This is a genomic window from Frateuria sp. (genome assembly GCF_035695185.1).
In the GTDB taxonomy this organism is placed as follows: domain Bacteria; phylum Pseudomonadota; class Gammaproteobacteria; order Xanthomonadales; family Rhodanobacteraceae; genus Frateuria_A.
Window position 1 is genome coordinate 1 of sequence record NZ_DASSES010000140.1, and the last position, 15,886, is coordinate 15,886.

The following is a 15,886-nucleotide window of genomic DNA, read 5'->3' on the forward strand; positions in this document are numbered from 1 at the left end:
GCCGGTCGGGCGGTTGCCGCGGCCCTGCGGTCGTCCGCCCTGACCGGTGCCGCCCTGGCGGCCGCCGCGATGGCCGCCACCGCCAGCAGCACCGCCGAAGCCGGCGTAAGGGCTGGCATTACGGGCTTCGCCGCCGCGGCCGGCACCGGGCTTTCCGCCGCGGCGGTTGCCGCCGGCCGGGTTGCCGCCGGCCGCCCTGTTGCCCGACGGCCCGCGGGCGCCGCCTTCACGGCTCTCGCCGGCGAACCAGGTGCGGACCGAGGGCAGCTCCTGCCCGGGTGCCACCCCGCGCTTGTTCTTGCGGCGACCGGGGCTGGCCGGGCGCTCGGGACGGGCAACGTTGCCATTCACTTCCTTGCCGGGGCGGCGGCGCTGCTGCTTGCCGCGGGCCGGTTCCTCGCGAATGCGGTCGAACGCGCGCAGCTCGCGCGCCTCGTCGTGGTACGCACCGCTCCAGGCCGCCGGCGTGCCACGCTCGGGGCGGTACTCGGTGACGCTCCGGCTCGCGCGCCGCTGGTGCAACACCGGGCTCAGCGTCAGCGCCGGCTGGGCCGGTCCCAGACCGGCCGACTTGCGCAGATCCTTGACCGCCTCCTCGGACAACGCCTCGCACTCACCACGGCGTAACGTGCGCGGCAGCTCCACGCTGCCGTAGCGGATGCGCTTGAGGCGGCTGACCAGGAAGCCCTGCGAATCCCACAAGCGGCGTACCTCGCGGTTGCGGCCTTCGCGGATGACCACCCGAAACCAGCTGTGGCTGCCGCCGCGGCTGATGATCGCGATCTCGTCGAAGCGGGCAGGGCCGTCTTCGAGTTCCACGCCCGCCTTGAGCTTCTCGATGACCTCGTCCGGCACTTCGCCATGCACGCGGCAGAGATACTCACGGCCAAGGCCGCTCCTGGGGTGCATCAGCGCGTTGGCCAGCTCACCGTCGGTAGTGAGCAGCAGCAGGCCGGTGGTATTGATGTCCAGGCGACCCACGGCCACCCAGCGCGCGCCCTTCAGGCGCGGCAGCTGTTCGAACACGGTGGGGCGGCCTTCGGGGTCCTCGCGGGTGGTCACCACGCCCTCGGGCTTGTGGTAGAGCAGCACCTCGGTGTCGTCGCGGTTGTCGGTGGCAACCACGAACTGCTTGCCATCGAGCACCACGCGGTCGCCGGCGTGCACGCTGGCACCGATGCCGGCGGGCGCGCCGTTGAGTTCGACCTCACCGGCCTGGATGCGCTGTTCCAGCATGCGGCGCGAGCCCAGGCCCGCGTTCGCCAGGACCTTGTGCAGGCGTTCTTCCAGGGCGGGGGTGTTGGCCTCGTCGCGGGGTTCGCGCTTGAGGGTCAAGACGGATTTCTGCGGCGCAGTCATGCGCGGTACTCCTCGGTGTCCTGCTCGGCGGCGTCTTCGTCGACGTCCGCAGGGGCTGCTGCCTCGTCGGCAGTGGCGGATGGGGTGGGCGCCTCGTCGTCGGACGCGGCGGTGATGGTTTCGATGGCGACGGCCGGTTCGGCCTCTGGCCGGTCTTCGAGGGCTGCGGGCGTTTCGTCCGTGGGAGCCTGGTCCTGGTCCTGGCCGGGCTCGGCAAGGGTGCCTTCGGTACCGGCAGGGACCTCGGCCTGCACGGCCTCGGCGCCTTCCGCGTCGGGGTCGACCGGCAGGTCCTTGATCACCCGGGGCGGCAGCGGTTCCTGGTCGAGCCGCAGCTGCGGGTCCTCCATGTCGCGGATTTCGGAGAGCGGCGGCAGCTCGTCCAGCGATTTGAGGTTGAAGTAGTCGAGAAAGGCGCGGGTGGTACCGAACAGTGCGGGCTTGCCGGGCACGTCGCGGTGGCCGACCACGCGGATCCACTCGCGTTCCTCCAGCGTCTTGATGATGTTGGAAGAAACCACCACGCCGCGGATCTGTTCGATCTCGGGGCGGGTGATCGGCTGGCGGTAGGCGATCAGCGCCAGCGTTTCGAGCAGGGCGCGCGAATAGCGGCTGGGCTTCTCGGTCCACATGCGCGAGACCCAGGGGTGCACGGCCTGGCGGACCTGGTAGCGGAAGCCGGACGCGACCTCCCGGAGCTCGACGCCACGCCCGGTGCAGTCTCCGGCCAGCGCTTCGAGGGCCCGGGCGATCGCCTCGCGATCGACCTGGTCCTCCTCGACGAACAGCTCGCCCAGCTGCGCCACGGTGAGCGGCTGGCTGGCAGCAAGCAGGGCTGCCTCGATGATCGGTTTGAGTTGCTCGATCTGCATGGCCTGTAGTCGTTCGGAGGGGCCGGCGCCTTACTCGGCGGCAGCGGAGGCCGGCACGTCGTCCGGCAGTTCGGCGCTTTCCTCGGCCAGCGCGGCCTTGGCCTTGACGTAGATCGGCGCCAGCGGTTCTTCCTGCACGATCTCCACCAACATTTCCTTGGCCAGTTCCAGCATGGAGAGGAAGGTCACCACTACGCCCAGGCGACCTTCGCTGACGTCGAACAGGCTCTCGAAGCGGTGGAAGGTGCCGTCCTCGAGCCGGCTCAGCAGCTCGCCCATGCGCTGGCGCACGCTGAGCGCCTCGCGCTTGATGGCGTGATGGCCGAACAGCTCGGCGCGATGCATCACGTCCTTCAGCGCCAGCAGCATTTCCTTCAGATCGAGCGGCGGCGGCAGCCTGACCACGTTGCGTTCGCCTACTTCGGCGTGCACCGGCACCGTGTCGCGCTCGACGCGGGGCAGGGTGTCGATATCCTCGGCGGCCTTCTTGAAACGCTCGTATTCCTGCAGCCGGCGCACCAGCTCGGCGCGCGGGTCGTCCTCGATGCCTTCCTCGGCGGGCGGCCGGGGAAGCAGCAGGCGCGACTTGATCTCGCCCAGGATCGCGGCCATCAGCAGGTACTCGGCGGCCAGCTCCAGCCGCATCACGTCCCGCATCATGTCGATGTATTCCATGTACTGCCGGGTGATCTCGGCAATCGGAATGTCCAGGATGTCCAGGTTCTGGCGGCGGATCAGGTACAGCAGCAGGTCGAGCGGGCCCTCGAACGCTTCCAGAAAGACTTCCAGCGCGTCCGGCGGGATGTACAGGTCCTGCGGCATCTGCAGCATCGGCTCGCCGCGCACGATCGCCAGCGGCATCTCCTGCTGCTGGGGGATCGACGCGAAGGCGTCCTGCGACGGTGCGGCCGGCTGCTGCGGTTCTGTGCTCATCAATGCATGTCGTGGGGCCGCTCACGCGGCCGGCAATGCTTTCCAACCTGTCGTCCTGGCCGGGCGGCGCCCTGCGGACGGGTATCCCCTCGTGACTGCGGCTTCGGACCGGCAGCCGGTCATGCTGGCTTGCCGGTTTCCGGCGGCAGCCGTGCCGCGGTGTCGCATGACGAAGCCGCGCCAACGGCGGTTCGATCAGGCGGCCTCGGGCGACCACCAGCGCGTCCAGCCGGGCCCCAGGCCCTGGCTGAAACGCAAGACGGGATGGCGACACGGGCGCCACGGACGGTTCCAATCGATCTGCCGGACCTGGGACACGTGCCGCGATGGCCGGAATCTACCGGCACGGCGCACGCTGGAACCGGGCATGGCGACAGGTTAGCGGCAGCGCTTCGGCAAGTCCAGTGTGGGCGGCGGCCACGCGTGGGGCAGCATGTGACACGTTGCGTCCGGCTGCAGCCGCGCACGGCACTTCCGGAGGCTGGCCGGTCGGGCATGCGGGGATGCGCGGGTGCTCCCCGAGTGGCACGAGGCTTGCTTTGTGTGCCGGTGCGACGGCGGCTCCCGCATGTGCAGGCCCCGTCGAGTGAATGCTGGCAGGCTGCAGGCAGCAACCGCCTGTCGATGGGGCGCAGGAAGCGTCGTACGATCGCAGGGACGTCACGGGAGCGCGGTGCGTTCCTTCCGGGGAGTTAGATGACGATCGAAGAAAACGTGACGGATGAATCGGGTCCGAAGTTCCTGCGGCCCGCACGCATGCGCATCGAGACCACCGTCCTGATGAGCCACGGCGTGCAGTCGCATCCGACCGAGCTGGTGGACATCTCCGCCACGGGCGCGTTGTTGCGCCGCCCGCTGGGCTGGCAGGGCGAGCTCGGACAGAACTGGGTACTGGACATGATCTTCGGCCGCGACCTGCACATCCATCTGGAAGCGGTGGTCGCGCGTATTTCCGATCGCCATGTCGGCTTTGCCTATTCGCGCATCCCGGAAGACAAGCAGGTGCCCCTGTGGAACCTGCTGGGTGGTTACGCGGACATCCTGGAGCATTGGCGGGAAGAGTGAACCCGACGGGTTGCTTCCCCGCGGCAGCCCGCCGGCGCGCGTGACCTCGAAACTCCGTAGCCCGGGCCCGCCTCAGGCGGGCGTCTTGTTCTGCTCGTTGCGCAGTTCGCGGCGCAGGATCTTGCCCACGTTCGATTTCGGCAGGGTGTCGCGGAACTCGATGTGGCGCGGGCGCTTGTAGCCGGTCAGATTGTCGTGGCAGAACTGCTTGAGGGCATCGGCGCTAAGCGCCGGGTCCTTGCGGACCACGAACAACTTGACCACCTCGCCCGAATGCTCGTCAGGCACCCCGACGGCGGCCACCTCGGCCACGCCGGGGTGTTGCATCACCACGTCCTCGACCTCGTTGGGATACACGTTGAAGCCGGACACCAGGATCATGTCCTTCTTGCGGTCGACGATGTAGACGTAGCCCTCGGCGTCCATCCGCGCGATGTCACCGGTGTGCAGCCAGCCGTCGGCGGTGAGGACCTTGGCGGTTTCGTCCGGGCGATGCCAGTAACCCTGCATCACCTGCGGGCCGCGCACCATCAGCTCGCCCACTTCCCCGATCGGCAGCGGCCGATCATCCTCCGACCAGATCGCCACGTCGGTGGAGGGCACCGGCAGGCCGATCGAGCCGCTGTAGTCCTTCAGGTCCAACGGGTTGATGCACACCGCCGGCGAGGTTTCGGTAAGGCCGTAGGCCTCGGCCAGGGTGCAGCCGGTGGTCTTCTTCCAGCGCTCGGCCACCGCGCGCTGCACGGCCATGCCGCCGCCCAGGGTCAGATGCAGGCGGGAGAAGTCCAGTTCCGCGAAGCCAGGGGTGTTGAGCAGGCCGTTGAACAGCGTGTTGACGCCGGTCAGCGCGGTGAAGCCGGACTTCTTCAGTTCCTTGACGAAGCCGGGCATGTCGCGCGGATTGGCGATCAGCCAGTTCAACCCGCCCAGGCGCATGAACACCAGGCCGTTCGCGCACAGTGAAAAGATGTGATAGAGCGGCAGGGCCGTGATGATGACTTCTTCGCCCGGCTTGGCCAGGTCGCCGATCCAGGCGCTGGCCTGCAGCATGTTGGCGACCATGTTGCCGTGGCTGAGCATCGCGCCCTTGGCCACGCCGGTGGTGCCCCCGGTGTACTGCAGGAAGGCGAGGTCGCCGTGGCCGAGTTCCACCGTGGGCAGCGGATGAGAGGCGCCCTGCGCCAGCGCGTCGCGGAAACGCACGGCCTTCGGCAATGAGTAGGCCGGTACCATCTTCTTGACGTGCTTGAGCACGAAGTTGACGACAGCGCCCTTGGGGAAACCCAGCAGATCGCCCAGGCCGGTAGTGATCACGTGCTCGACGTGGGTCTGGCCGATGACTTCCTCGAGCGTGGACGCGAAATTGTCCAGCGCCACGATGGCCTTCGCACCGGAATCTTCGAGCTGATGCTTCAGTTCGCGCGCGGTGTAGAGCGGGTTGGTGTTGACCACCACCAGGCCGGCGCGCAGCGCTCCGAACAGTGCGATCGGGTACTGCAGCACATTGGGCAGCATGATCGCGAGCCGGTCGCCCTTCTTCAGGCCCAGCACGCCGGTGAGGTAGCCGGCGAACTGGCGGCTGAGCGCCTCGATCTCGCCGTAGGTCAGGAACTTGCCGAAGCTGGCGAAGGCCGGACGGTCGCGGAACCTGCCGAAGGCCTCCTCCACCACCGCTGCCACCGACGCATAGGCGTTGACGTCGATCTCGGCGGGCACGTCATGCGGATAGTGGGCAAGCCACGGACGCTCGTTGCTCATGTACTGTTCCTGTTCCCCGTTCGGCCTTGCGGCCGAGGCATTGGAGCATACGCCCGCGCATGGCGGCAAGCCGCATTGCGGCGAGCTTCGGAGGGTTCATGCACGCACGGAAAATGCTGTTTTCCCTGGGCCTTGGGCTGGCTCTCGTGGCGTCTGCGGGATGCCGGCACACGCCGGACGAAACGCGCGTGCGTGAGGCGATCGCCTCTGCCGGGCAGGCGGCCGAACAGGCCGATGCCGGAGGCGTGGTCGAACCGCTCAGCGAGGACTTCGACGGGAACGCAGGGCAACTCGGACGCAAGGACATGGCGAACCTGATGCGTCTGGCGCGCCTGCGCGGCGGGCACGTCGGGGTGACGCTGGGGCCGATCACGGTGGAGCGACGCGGCGAGCGCCTGGTGGCGCACTTCACCGTTTCCCTGACACAGGGCCGCCTTCTGCTGCCGGACGCGGCGGGCCTGTACCAGGTGGACACGGCCTGGCGAAGGGAAGGGGATGAGTGGCGCTGCTACAGCGCCACGTGGAAGCGGCAGTGGTAGCGCATCGCACGCCGACCGCCATTGCCGCGCTTCCTCCCCAGCTCCGCGGAGGAAGCAAACACGGAAATGAAAAGGCCGCCCGGAGGCGGCCTTTTCATTGCAACTAGCGCAGGCCTCAGGCCGCCTTGCGACCGGCCAGCTGGCGCAACACGTACTGCAGGATGCCGCCATGGCGGAAGAAGTCGCGCTCCTTCGGCGTCAGCAGCATGACGTGCACGCAGAACTCCTTCCGGGTGTCGTCGGCCGCGGTGGCGACCACCTTCGCTTCCTTCGACTCGCCGCCTTCCAGGCCGAGGATCTCGATCGACTCCTTGCCGGTCAGGCCCAGCGACTGGGCGTTCTCGCCGTGCTTGAACTGCAGCGGCAGCACGCCCATGCCGACCAGGTTGGAGCGGTGGATGCGCTCGAAGCTCTCGGCGATCACCGCCTTGATCCCCAGCAGCAGGGTGCCCTTGGCCGCCCAGTCGCGCGAGGAGCCGGTGCCGTATTCCTTGCCGGCGATGACCACCAGCGGCGTACCCTCGGCCTTGTACTTCATGGCCGCGTCGTAGATGGCCATTTCCTCGCCCGAGGGCACATGCAGGGTGTAGCCGCCCTCGACGCCGTCCAGCATCAGGTTCTTGATGCGGATGTTGGCGAAGGTGCCGCGCACCATCACGTCGTCGTTGCCGCGACGCGAGCCGTAGGAGTTGAAGTCCTTCGGCTCGACGCCCTTGGAGATCAGGAAGCGGCCCGCGGGGCTGTCCTTCTTGATCGAGCCAGCCGGCGAGATGTGGTCGGTGGTGATCGAATCGCCGAACAGGCCGAGCACGCGCGCGCCGTGGAGGTCGTCGACCTGCGAGAGCTCCATCGTCATGCCGTCGAAGTAGGGCGGGTTCTTGATGTAGGTCGAGTCTTCCCAGCCGTACAGGGCACCCTCGGCCGAGGCGATCTGGTTCCAGCGGCTGTCGCCCTTGAAGACGTCGGCGTAGTTCTTCTCGAACATCGCGGGATTGATCGCACCGGCGATGGCGTCGGAGATTTCCTGGTTGGTGGGCCAGATGTCCTTCAGGTACACCGGCTCACCGTCGCTGCCCAGGCCGATCGCGTCGCGGGTCAGGTCGATGTCCAGCGTGCCGGCCAGCGCGTAGGCGACCACCAGCGGCGGCGAGGCCAGGTAGTTCATCTTCACTTCGGCGTGTACGCGGCCCTCGAAGTTGCGGTTGCCCGAGAGCACCGAGGCCACGGCCAGGTCACCCGCGCCGATGCCCTGGCTGATCTCGGCCGGCAGCGGGCCGGAGTTGCCGATGCAGGTGGTGCAGCCGTAGCCGACGATGTAGAAGCCGACCTTCTCCAGTTCCTTCAGCAGGCCGGTCTTTTCCAGGTAGTCGGTGACCACCAGCGAGCCCGGGCCGATCGAGGTCTTCACCCACGGCTTGGCCTTCAGGCCCTTCGCGGCCGCCTTCTTGGCGACCAGGCCGGCGCCCAGCATCACCGCCGGATTGGAGGTGTTGGTGCAGGAGGTGATGGCGGCGATCACCACCGAGCCGTCCTTCAGGGTGAAGTTCTCGCCGTCCTTGGTGACGCCGACGCTGCCGCTGCCGGACTTGCGGCTGGCGGTCAGCGGGCCGACCACGTCGTGGAAGCTCTGCTTGACGCCCTCGAGCAGCACGCGGTCCTGCGGGCGCTTGGGGCCGGCCATGGACGGGCGCACGTCGGCCAGATCGAGTTCCAGCGTGGTGGTGAACTCCGGCGTGACGCTGTTTTCGTCGTGCCACATGCCCTGCGCACGGGCGTAGGCTTCGACCAGCCTGATCTGCTCCTCGCTGCGGCCGGACAGGCGCAGGTAGTTGATCGCTTCCTGGTCGATCGGGAAGATGCCGCAGGTCGCACCGTACTCCGGCGCCATGTTGCCGATGGTGGCGCGGTCGGCCAGCGGCAGGTGCCTGAGGCCATCGCCGAAGAACTCGACGAACTTGCCCACCACGCCGAGCTTGCGCAGCATCTGGGTGACGGTCAGCACCAGGTCGGTGGCGGTGACGCCCTCGGCGAGCTTGCCGGTCAGCTTGAAGCCGACCACCTGCGGAACCAGCATCGAGGAGGGCTGACCGAGCATGGCGGCCTCGGCCTCGATGCCGCCCACGCCCCAGCCGAGCACGCCGACGCCGTTGATCATGGTGGTGTGCGAATCGGTACCGAACACGGTGTCCGGGTAGGCCCACAGCTGGCCGTCCTTCTCCGCGGTGAACACCACGCGGGCCAGGTGCTCCAGGTTCACCTGGTGCACGATGCCGGTGCGCGGCGGCACCACCTTGAAGTTGTTGAACGCCTTCTGGCCCCAGCGCAGGAAGGCGTAGCGCTCCTGGTTGCGCTCGAACTCGATCTCGACGTTCTTTTCGAGCGCGGACTCCGAACCGTAGGCGTCGACCTGCACCGAGTGATCGATGACCAGTTCGGCGGGCGCCAGCGGATTGATCTGGGTGGCGTCGCCGCCGAGCTTGACCACCGCGTCACGCATGGCCGCCAGGTCGACCACGCAGGGCACGCCGGTGAAGTCCTGCAGCACCACGCGCGCCGGCATGAAGGAGATCTCGGTATCCGGCTCGGCCTTGGCATCCCACCTGGCGACCGCCTCGATTTCCTTCGTCGTGACGTTGATGCCGTCCTCGTGCCGCAGCAGATTCTCAAGCAGGATCTTCAGCGAGTACGGCAGCCGCTTGAGGTCGAAGCGCTCGCCGAACTTGGCGAGGTTGGCATACGCATACTGCTTGCCGTTGACCTCGAGGGTGTCGCGGATGGAAAACGAGTCTTTCATGACGGAACTCCTGGCTTGAGCTTTGAAGCGGCTGGGGAGAGCAAGGGCATTGCGGCGGCCAAGCGCGCGCAAAGGCCCGTGATTATCGCAAATACCGCGTCCGGGCGTCCTTGCGGCGCAGAGGGTCGGCGGGCTTGGCGGGCAGGGCGTTCTCGCGGCGCGGGCGAGCGGGGCGGCTAGAATGGCGGCAGACAAGCCGACCTTCCCACCGTTGGCCGCCAAGCATGCGACGGCCCGTCCATCCGCACAAACGCTTTTGGTGACATGCAGCATTCGATGATTTCGACGGCGCTTTCGGCGGTATCGCTGCGCGACCTGGCGCTGGTGCAGGCGGTGCATCGGCACGGCAGCTTCAACAGCGCCGCGCGGGCCATGCACATCAGTCCATCGGGGCTGTCGCACCAGGTGCAGAAGGTCGAGCAGGCGCTGGGCGCGCCGCTGTTCGAGCGCGGGGGGCGACGCATCGTGCCGACCGCCGGCGGGCAGCGGCTGCTGGAGCGGATCGGTGCCGTGCTGGATGCGGCCGAGCACCTGCAACAGGCGGCCCGTGCGGGCACGGTGGCCTTCGGCGGCGAGTTGCGCCTGGGCGTCCCGGCCTCGCTCGGCCCGTACCTGCTGCCGCACCTGGTCGAGCCGTTCCCACTGCATTTCCCGGCGGCGCGGCTGAGCCTGTCCGAGGGCAAGCCGCGCGGCCTGCTGCGCCGCCTGCACGAGGGCGAACTCGATGCCGTGCTGGCGCCGCCGGCGACCGCGGCGAGCGGGATCGCCACGCGACCGCTGTTCGCGGAGCCGTGGCAGGTCCTGTTCCGTGCCGACCACCCGCTGGCCGGCCGCACCAGCGTGGCGCTGGAGGAACTGGACGAGTCCGAGGCCACGTTGATGGCCGAGAGCCATCCCGACGGGATCGACGGCCAGGGCGGCCATGGTGGCCATGTCCAGGACGTCAGTCTCGAGAGCCTGGCGGCGCTGGTCGGCCTGCGAGGCGGCTACGCGCTGGTGCCGGCGCTGGCGCGCGAGCGGCTGGCCTCGAAACCGGAACTGACCGTGGCCCGACTGGAAGGTGCGGCACCGGGCCGTCGGATCGCCCTGTACTGGCGCGAGGCCTCGCCCTGGCATGCCGACATCCAGGCGTTCGCCACCTTGTTGCAGGAGGTGGCGGGGGAGCGGCCCGGACTGATGGTGCAGCCGGCCGGCTGAAGCCTGCGCCGGCAGGTGGCTCCGGGCCGCCGCGCTACCCGTTGTCCAGCGTCACGCCGGTCAGCAACCCCCGCGCCAGCATGCTGCACTGGCGGCGGTTGAGGATGATCTGCCACTGGCGGCCGCCGACCTGGCGCCAGAGTACGGCCGACCGCACCGCCGCCAGCAGGTTGGCGCGCACCTTCTCGACCACGGCCGGCTGCTGCAGGAACTGCGGGTTGCCGCTGACCATCACGCGCGGGCTCAGGATGGAGAGCGTCGCGGCGTACAGGTCGGCCAGGCGTCGGGTCACCTGCGGGGAATCCTGGCCGAAATGAGCGACCTGCCGCTGGGCGGCCACCACGCCTTCCTGCAGCCTGGCGGTCAGCTCGGGACGACGGGCCAGGCTGCGTTCCAGCCGCATGACGGTCACCGCCATGCGGGTCAGTCCCACGTCGCGGCTGCTGTCGTCGAACTGACCGATCAGTTTGCGTAGGCCGAGCCGGACGCCGCCGACGCCCCCGTACACGGCGGCCACGGACGGTGCATCGATACGGAACACGCTGGCCACGCTCGACTCCATCGCCAGCTCGTCGCAGCGCCCCTGGTTGGCCAGCTGCTGTGCGAGGCCGACCGCCTGGAACAGGCCGGCCAGCGCGAGCACGCGCGGTTCGTTCATGGCGAGGGTGTCGAGCACGATCAGGTTCCTGCGGGAAGGGGGGAGAGGCCGCCGTACGGCGCGTCGGTAGCCGCGATGACGGCACCGCCCAGGCAGGCCTCGCCGTCGTAGAACACCACCGACTGGCCCGGCGTGACCGCCCGCTGGGGTTCGTCGAAAACGACCTCCAGGCCGGCGGAGGATACGTACACCGCGCACGCCTGGTCTGCTTGCCGGTAGCGCGTCTTGGCGGTGCAGCGGAAGGCGGCGGCCGGGGCCGTCCCGGCCACCCAGGTCGGCGCCTCGGCCACCAGGCGCCTGGACTGCAGCCAATGGCTCCCGCCTCCCTGCGCCACGTAGAGCACGTTTGCCGCGACGTCCTTGCCGACGACGTACCAGGGTTCGCCGCCCATGCCCTGGCGCCCGCCGATGCCCAGTCCGCCGCGCTGGCCGAGCGTGTAGTACATGGTGCCCTGGTGCTCGCCGACCAAGACGCCCTCGGGGGTGCGCATCTCGCCGGGGCGCGCCGGGAGGTACTGCGCGAGGAAGCTGCGGAAGTCGCGCTCGCCGATGAAGCAGATCCCGGTGGAGTCCTTCTTCGCGTGCGTCGGCAACCGCGCGGCGCGGGCCAGCTCGCGTACCTGGGCCTTGCCGATCCCGCCGACCGGAAACAGCGTCGCGGCCAGCTGCCGCTGGCCCAGCGCATGCAGGAAGTAGGTCTGGTCCTTGGCCGCGTCCAGCGCGCGCAGCAGGCGGTAGCGGCCGTCATGCTCGTCCACGCGCGCGTAGTGGCCGGTCGCGATCTTCTCCGCACCCAGCGCGCGCGCCTCGTCCAGGAAGGTCTTGAACTTGATCTCGCGGTTGCACAGCACGTCCGGGTTGGGCGTGCGGCCGGCACGGTACTCGGCCAGGAAGTGGCTGAAGACACCGTCCCAGTACTCGGCGGCAAAGTTGCGCGCGTGGAACGGGATCCCCAGGCGCCCGCACACCGCCAGGGCGTCCTTGCGGTCGGCGTCGGCCGTACAGGGGCCGTCGCGGTCGTCCTCCTCCCAGTTCTGCATGAACAGGCCCTCGACCTCGTGGCCGGCCTGTTGCAGCAACAGCGCGGCGACCGACGAATCGACTCCGCCGGAAACGCCCAGCATCACCTTCATGGCAGGGGTCGCTCCGCAAGCAGGCTCGACAGGGCATCCAGCGGGAGGCGCCGCCCGGCCAGCCAGGCGTCGATGCTGAGCAGCACCATCGGGCTCCGCAGGCGGTCGCCCAGCGCGGCGATCTCGGCGCGGCTCAGCCACAGGGCGCGGCGGATGCCCTCGTCCAGTGGATGGTCCGGGTCGTGCGCAAGGGCACGCGCGGCGAAGCTGAAGCGCACCACGCTTTCGCCATGTTCGGTGCTGCGCCACTGGTGCACACCCAGGAAATGTTCCACCTCGACCGTCCAGCCGGTTTCTTCCAGCGTCTCGCGCACCGCGGCGTGGAGCAGGCTCTCGCCGTCGTCCAGGTGGCCGGCGGGCTGGTTGTAGACGAGGCGGCCATCGACCTCCTCCTCGACCATCAGGTAACGCGCGCCCCGGGCCACCACGCAGGCGACGGTGACGCGGGGGCGCCAGATGGACGAGGCGGCGGCAGTGACGGGCATCGGGGATACGGGGACTGGAAATGCGCCATTGTGCCATCACCTAAACGAGGCGCGTCCTGCACGGCGGCGCGACGGGGCTGCATTCGTCGCGGCGTATACTCCGTCCCAGCAACAACGTCCCCACGAGCAATGGCCCACGAACCCGAACACGACCCTGGCAGCGGACACGGCCTGGCCGTCGAGACTAGCCGTCCCGAACTGGCACGGCCACCACTTTTTCAAGTTGTGCTGCTGAATGACGATTTCACTCCCATGGACTTCGTGGTCGAGGTACTGCGTGGCTTTTTCGCCATGGACCAGGAGCGCGCGGTGCAGGTGATGCTGCTCGTGCATACCCGGGGCAAGGGTGTGTGCGGCGTCTTCACCCGCGAGGTGGCCGAGACCAAAGTGACGCAGGTGAACGAGTACTCACGGACTCATCAGCATCCCTTGTTGTGCACTATGGAAAAGCTATGAGCGGCCCCATCTTGTAGCCATCGCGGCAAGGCCGCCTTTGTCATTCCCAAGCGGAGTAGGTCCGGATGTTCAGCAAGGATCTCGAAGTCACCATCGGCCACTGCTACAAGCAGGCCAGAGAGCAGCGCCACGAGTTCATGACCGTGGAGCACCTGCTGCTCGCACTCACCGAAAACCAGTCCGCGCTGGGCGCCCTGCGTGCCTGCGGCGCGGACCTGCCGCGCCTGTCGGCCGAACTGGAGCGCATCATCGCCGAGACCGTGCCGGTACTGCCGCACGGCGACGAGCGTGATACCCAGCCGACGCTCGGCTTCCAGCGCGTGCTGCAGCGCGCGGTCTACCACGTGCAGTCCTCCGGCCGTAAGGAGGTCACCGGCGCCAACGTGCTGGTGGCGATCTTCGGCGAAAAGGATTCCCATGCCGTCTATTTCCTGCACCAGCAGGAGATCACCCGCCTGGACGTGGTCAACTACATTTCCCACGGCATCGCCAAGATCGGCGACGAGCCGAGCGCGGGCATGCCGGGCAGCGAGCGCGAGGGCGAGGAGGGCGCCGACAGCAAGGGCAACCCGCTCAGCGAGTACGCGACCAACCTCAACGACCTGGCGATGGAAGGCAAGATCGATCCGCTGATCGGTCGCCAGGACGAGATCGAGCGCACCATCCAGGTGCTCTGCCGCCGCCGCAAGAACAATCCGCTCTACGTGGGCGAGGCCGGCGTGGGCAAGACCGCGCTGGCCGAGGGCCTGGCCAAGCGCATCGTCGAAGGCGAGGTGCCCGAGGTGCTGGAAAGCGCCGTGATCTGGTCGCTCGACCTGGGCGCGCTGGTGGCGGGCACCAAGTACCGCGGCGACTTCGAGAAGCGCCTGAAGGCGGTGATCACCCAGTTGAAGAAGCAACCGGGCGCGATCCTGTTCATCGACGAGATCCACACCATCATCGGCGCCGGTTCGGCGTCGGGCGGCACCATGGATGCCTCGAACCTGATCAAGCCGATGCTCGCTTCGGGCGAGCTGCGCTGTATCGGCTCGACCACGTTCCAGGAATTCCGCGGCATCTTCGAGAAGGACCGTGCGCTGGCCCGCCGATTCCAGAAGATCGACGTGGTCGAGCCCACCGTGGCCGACAGCATCGAAATCCTGAAGGGGCTCAAGAGCCGCTTCGAAGAGCACCACAACGTCGCCTACACCAACGAGGCGCTGAAGGCTGCGGTGGACCTGTCGGTCAAGCACATTCCCGACCGCCTGCTGCCGGACAAGGCCATCGACGTGATCGACGAGGCCGGTGCCCGCCAGCGCCTGCTGCCCGAGGACCAGCGCAGCGGCACCATCGACGTGCCGGAGGTCGAGTACATCGTCGCCAAGATGGCGCGGATCCCGGCCAAGCAGGTCTCGGCCTCTGACCGCGACGTGCTCAGGAACCTCGAGCGCAACCTCAAGATGGTGGTGTTCGGGCAGGACCAGGCGATCGAAGCCCTATCGGCCTCGATCAAGATGGCCCGCTCGGGCCTGGCCGACCCGACCAAGCCGATCGGCAGCTTCCTGCTGGCCGGCCCCACCGGCGTGGGCAAGACCGAGGTGACCAAGCAGTTGGCGCTGCAGCTGGGCATCGAGATGATCCGCTTCGACATGTCCGAGTACATGGAAGCGCATTCGGTCTCGCGGCTGGTCGGCGCGCCTCCGGGCTATGTCGGCTTCGACCAGGGTGGCCTGCTCACCGAGGCGGTGACCAAGCACCCGCATGCCGTGCTGCTGCTGGACGAGATCGAGAAGGCGCACCCGGACGTGTTCAACATCCTGCTGCAGGTCATGGACCGCGGCGTGCTGACCGACACCAACGGGCGCGAGGCGAACTTCAAGAACGTGATCCTGGTGATGACTACCAACGCCGGCGCGCAGCAGGCCTCGCGGCGGAGCATCGGCTTCGTCAAGCAGGACCATGCGACCGACTCGCTGGAGACGATCCGCAAGATGTTCACGCCGGAGTTCCGCAACCGCCTGGATGCCGTCATCCAGTTCCATGCGCTGGACTTCGAGCACATCCTGCGCGTGGTGGACAAGTTCCTGATCGAACTGGAGGCCCAGCTGGCCGACAAGCACGTGAGCCTCGACGTCGATGCCGATGCCCGCCGCTGGCTGGCCGAGCACGGCTTCGACCCGCAGATGGGTGCGCGCCCGATGGCCCGTGTCATCCAGGAGAAGGTCAAGCGGGCACTGGCGGACGAACTGCTGTTCGGCAAGCTGTCCGAGGGTGGCAAGGTCATCCTGAGCGTGCGCGACGGCGAGCTGCACGTGGAGACCGAGGCGGCCGAAAAGATGCCGGTGGTGGTGGGGTAAAGGCTCCTCCCCCGTGTGCAGGGAGGTTGGGAAACCCTTCCCTGCAGGCCAGGAGAGGGAGCGATCACGGAGCCGGTTTGTTCTTTTCGGGCACGAAAAAGGCCGCGCAATGCGCGGCCTCTTTCGTTGTCTCGCGGGACCCTACTTCATGCGGTAGGTAATCCGCCCCTTGGTCAGGTCATAGGGAGTCATCTCGACCTTGACCTTGTCGCCCGTGAGGATGCGGATGTAGTGCTTGCGCATGCGGCCGGAAATGTGGGCGGTGATCACGTGCCCGTTTTCCAGCTGCACACGGAACATG

Annotated in this window: 14 protein-coding genes; 5 read left to right on the top strand and 9 right to left on the bottom strand. The window is 68.1% G+C overall.

Annotated elements, in window-relative coordinates:
- The 3 genes from VFH59_RS11350 to VFH59_RS11360 all read right to left on the bottom strand — a co-directional run.
- On the bottom strand, nucleotides 1-1,359 hold a 1,359-nt coding region (locus tag VFH59_RS11350), incomplete at its 3' end, for a pseudouridine synthase (RefSeq protein WP_325165007.1).
- Nucleotides 1,356-2,231 carry an SMC-Scp complex subunit ScpB gene (gene scpB / locus VFH59_RS11355; RefSeq protein ID WP_325165008.1) on the bottom strand — a complete coding sequence of 292 codons (876 nt, stop codon included), beginning with the start codon at nucleotides 2,229-2,231 and terminating at the stop codon, nucleotides 1,356-1,358. The genes VFH59_RS11350 and scpB, both read right to left, overlap by 4 nt.
- Nucleotides 2,232-2,261: 30 nt before the next feature.
- The gene (locus tag VFH59_RS11360; RefSeq protein ID WP_325165009.1) at nucleotides 2,262-3,164 is read right to left on the bottom strand and encodes a ScpA family protein; all 903 of its coding nucleotides are present in this window, start codon (nucleotides 3,162-3,164) and stop codon (nucleotides 2,262-2,264) included.
- A gap of 696 nt (nucleotides 3,165-3,860) precedes the next feature.
- On the opposite strand from VFH59_RS11360, the gene VFH59_RS11365 reads away from it, so the two are divergent.
- Nucleotides 3,861-4,229 (top strand): PilZ domain-containing protein, encoded by a 369-nt coding sequence (locus tag VFH59_RS11365; RefSeq protein ID WP_325165010.1) that lies wholly within the window; start codon nucleotides 3,861-3,863, stop codon nucleotides 4,227-4,229.
- A gap of 72 nt (nucleotides 4,230-4,301) precedes the next feature.
- Here VFH59_RS11365 and VFH59_RS11370 read toward each other — a convergent pair whose 3' ends face one another.
- Nucleotides 4,302-5,987 (bottom strand): AMP-binding protein, encoded by a 1,686-nt coding sequence (locus VFH59_RS11370; RefSeq protein WP_325165011.1) that lies wholly within the window; start codon nucleotides 5,985-5,987, stop codon nucleotides 4,302-4,304.
- Nucleotides 5,988-6,100: 113 nt separating this feature from the next.
- On the opposite strand from VFH59_RS11370, the gene VFH59_RS11375 reads away from it, so the two are divergent.
- Nucleotides 6,101-6,526: a hypothetical protein gene (locus VFH59_RS11375; RefSeq protein ID WP_325165012.1), complete on the top strand. Its 426-nt coding sequence runs from the start codon at nucleotides 6,101-6,103 to the stop codon at nucleotides 6,524-6,526.
- A 115-nt stretch (nucleotides 6,527-6,641) separates the two neighbouring features.
- Here VFH59_RS11375 and acnA read toward each other — a convergent pair whose 3' ends face one another.
- Nucleotides 6,642-9,320, bottom strand: a complete 2,679-nt coding sequence (gene acnA / locus VFH59_RS11380) for an aconitate hydratase AcnA (RefSeq protein ID WP_325165013.1) — start codon at nucleotides 9,318-9,320, stop codon at nucleotides 6,642-6,644.
- Nucleotides 9,321-9,584: 264 nt separating this feature from the next.
- On the opposite strand from acnA, the gene VFH59_RS11385 reads away from it, so the two are divergent.
- Nucleotides 9,585-10,517 (top strand): LysR family transcriptional regulator, encoded by a 933-nt coding sequence (locus VFH59_RS11385; protein WP_325165014.1) that lies wholly within the window; start codon nucleotides 9,585-9,587, stop codon nucleotides 10,515-10,517.
- A gap of 34 nt (nucleotides 10,518-10,551) precedes the next feature.
- On the opposite strand, the gene hflD is transcribed toward VFH59_RS11385, so the two are convergent.
- From hflD to VFH59_RS11400, 3 genes are read right to left on the bottom strand one after another with little or no spacing between them, the layout of a single operon-like run.
- Nucleotides 10,552-11,175 carry a high frequency lysogenization protein HflD gene (gene hflD / locus VFH59_RS11390; RefSeq protein ID WP_325165019.1) on the bottom strand — a complete coding sequence of 208 codons (624 nt, stop codon included), beginning with the start codon at nucleotides 11,173-11,175 and terminating at the stop codon, nucleotides 10,552-10,554.
- Nucleotides 11,176-11,195: 20 nt separating this feature from the next.
- A complete protein-coding gene (gene mnmA, locus VFH59_RS11395; RefSeq protein ID WP_325165015.1) occupies nucleotides 11,196-12,308 on the bottom strand; it encodes a tRNA 2-thiouridine(34) synthase MnmA in 1,113 nt (370 codons plus the stop codon).
- Nucleotides 12,305-12,793 carry an NUDIX hydrolase gene (locus tag VFH59_RS11400; RefSeq protein ID WP_325165016.1) on the bottom strand — a complete coding sequence of 163 codons (489 nt, stop codon included), beginning with the start codon at nucleotides 12,791-12,793 and terminating at the stop codon, nucleotides 12,305-12,307. Before VFH59_RS11400 ends, mnmA begins: the two co-directional genes overlap by 4 nt.
- A gap of 129 nt (nucleotides 12,794-12,922) precedes the next feature.
- On the opposite strand from VFH59_RS11400, the gene clpS reads away from it, so the two are divergent.
- Nucleotides 12,923-13,249 carry an ATP-dependent Clp protease adapter ClpS gene (clpS, locus tag VFH59_RS11405; protein ID WP_325165017.1) on the top strand — a complete coding sequence of 109 codons (327 nt, stop codon included), beginning with the start codon at nucleotides 12,923-12,925 and terminating at the stop codon, nucleotides 13,247-13,249.
- Nucleotides 13,250-13,314: 65 nt separating this feature from the next.
- Nucleotides 13,315-15,585, top strand: a complete 2,271-nt coding sequence (clpA, locus tag VFH59_RS11410) for an ATP-dependent Clp protease ATP-binding subunit ClpA (protein ID WP_325165018.1) — start codon at nucleotides 13,315-13,317, stop codon at nucleotides 15,583-15,585.
- Between the two features lie 141 nt (nucleotides 15,586-15,726).
- On the opposite strand, the gene infA is transcribed toward clpA, so the two are convergent.
- The coding region (infA, locus tag VFH59_RS11415; protein WP_325165020.1) for a translation initiation factor IF-1 at nucleotides 15,727-15,886 on the bottom strand (160 nt) is incomplete at its 5' end.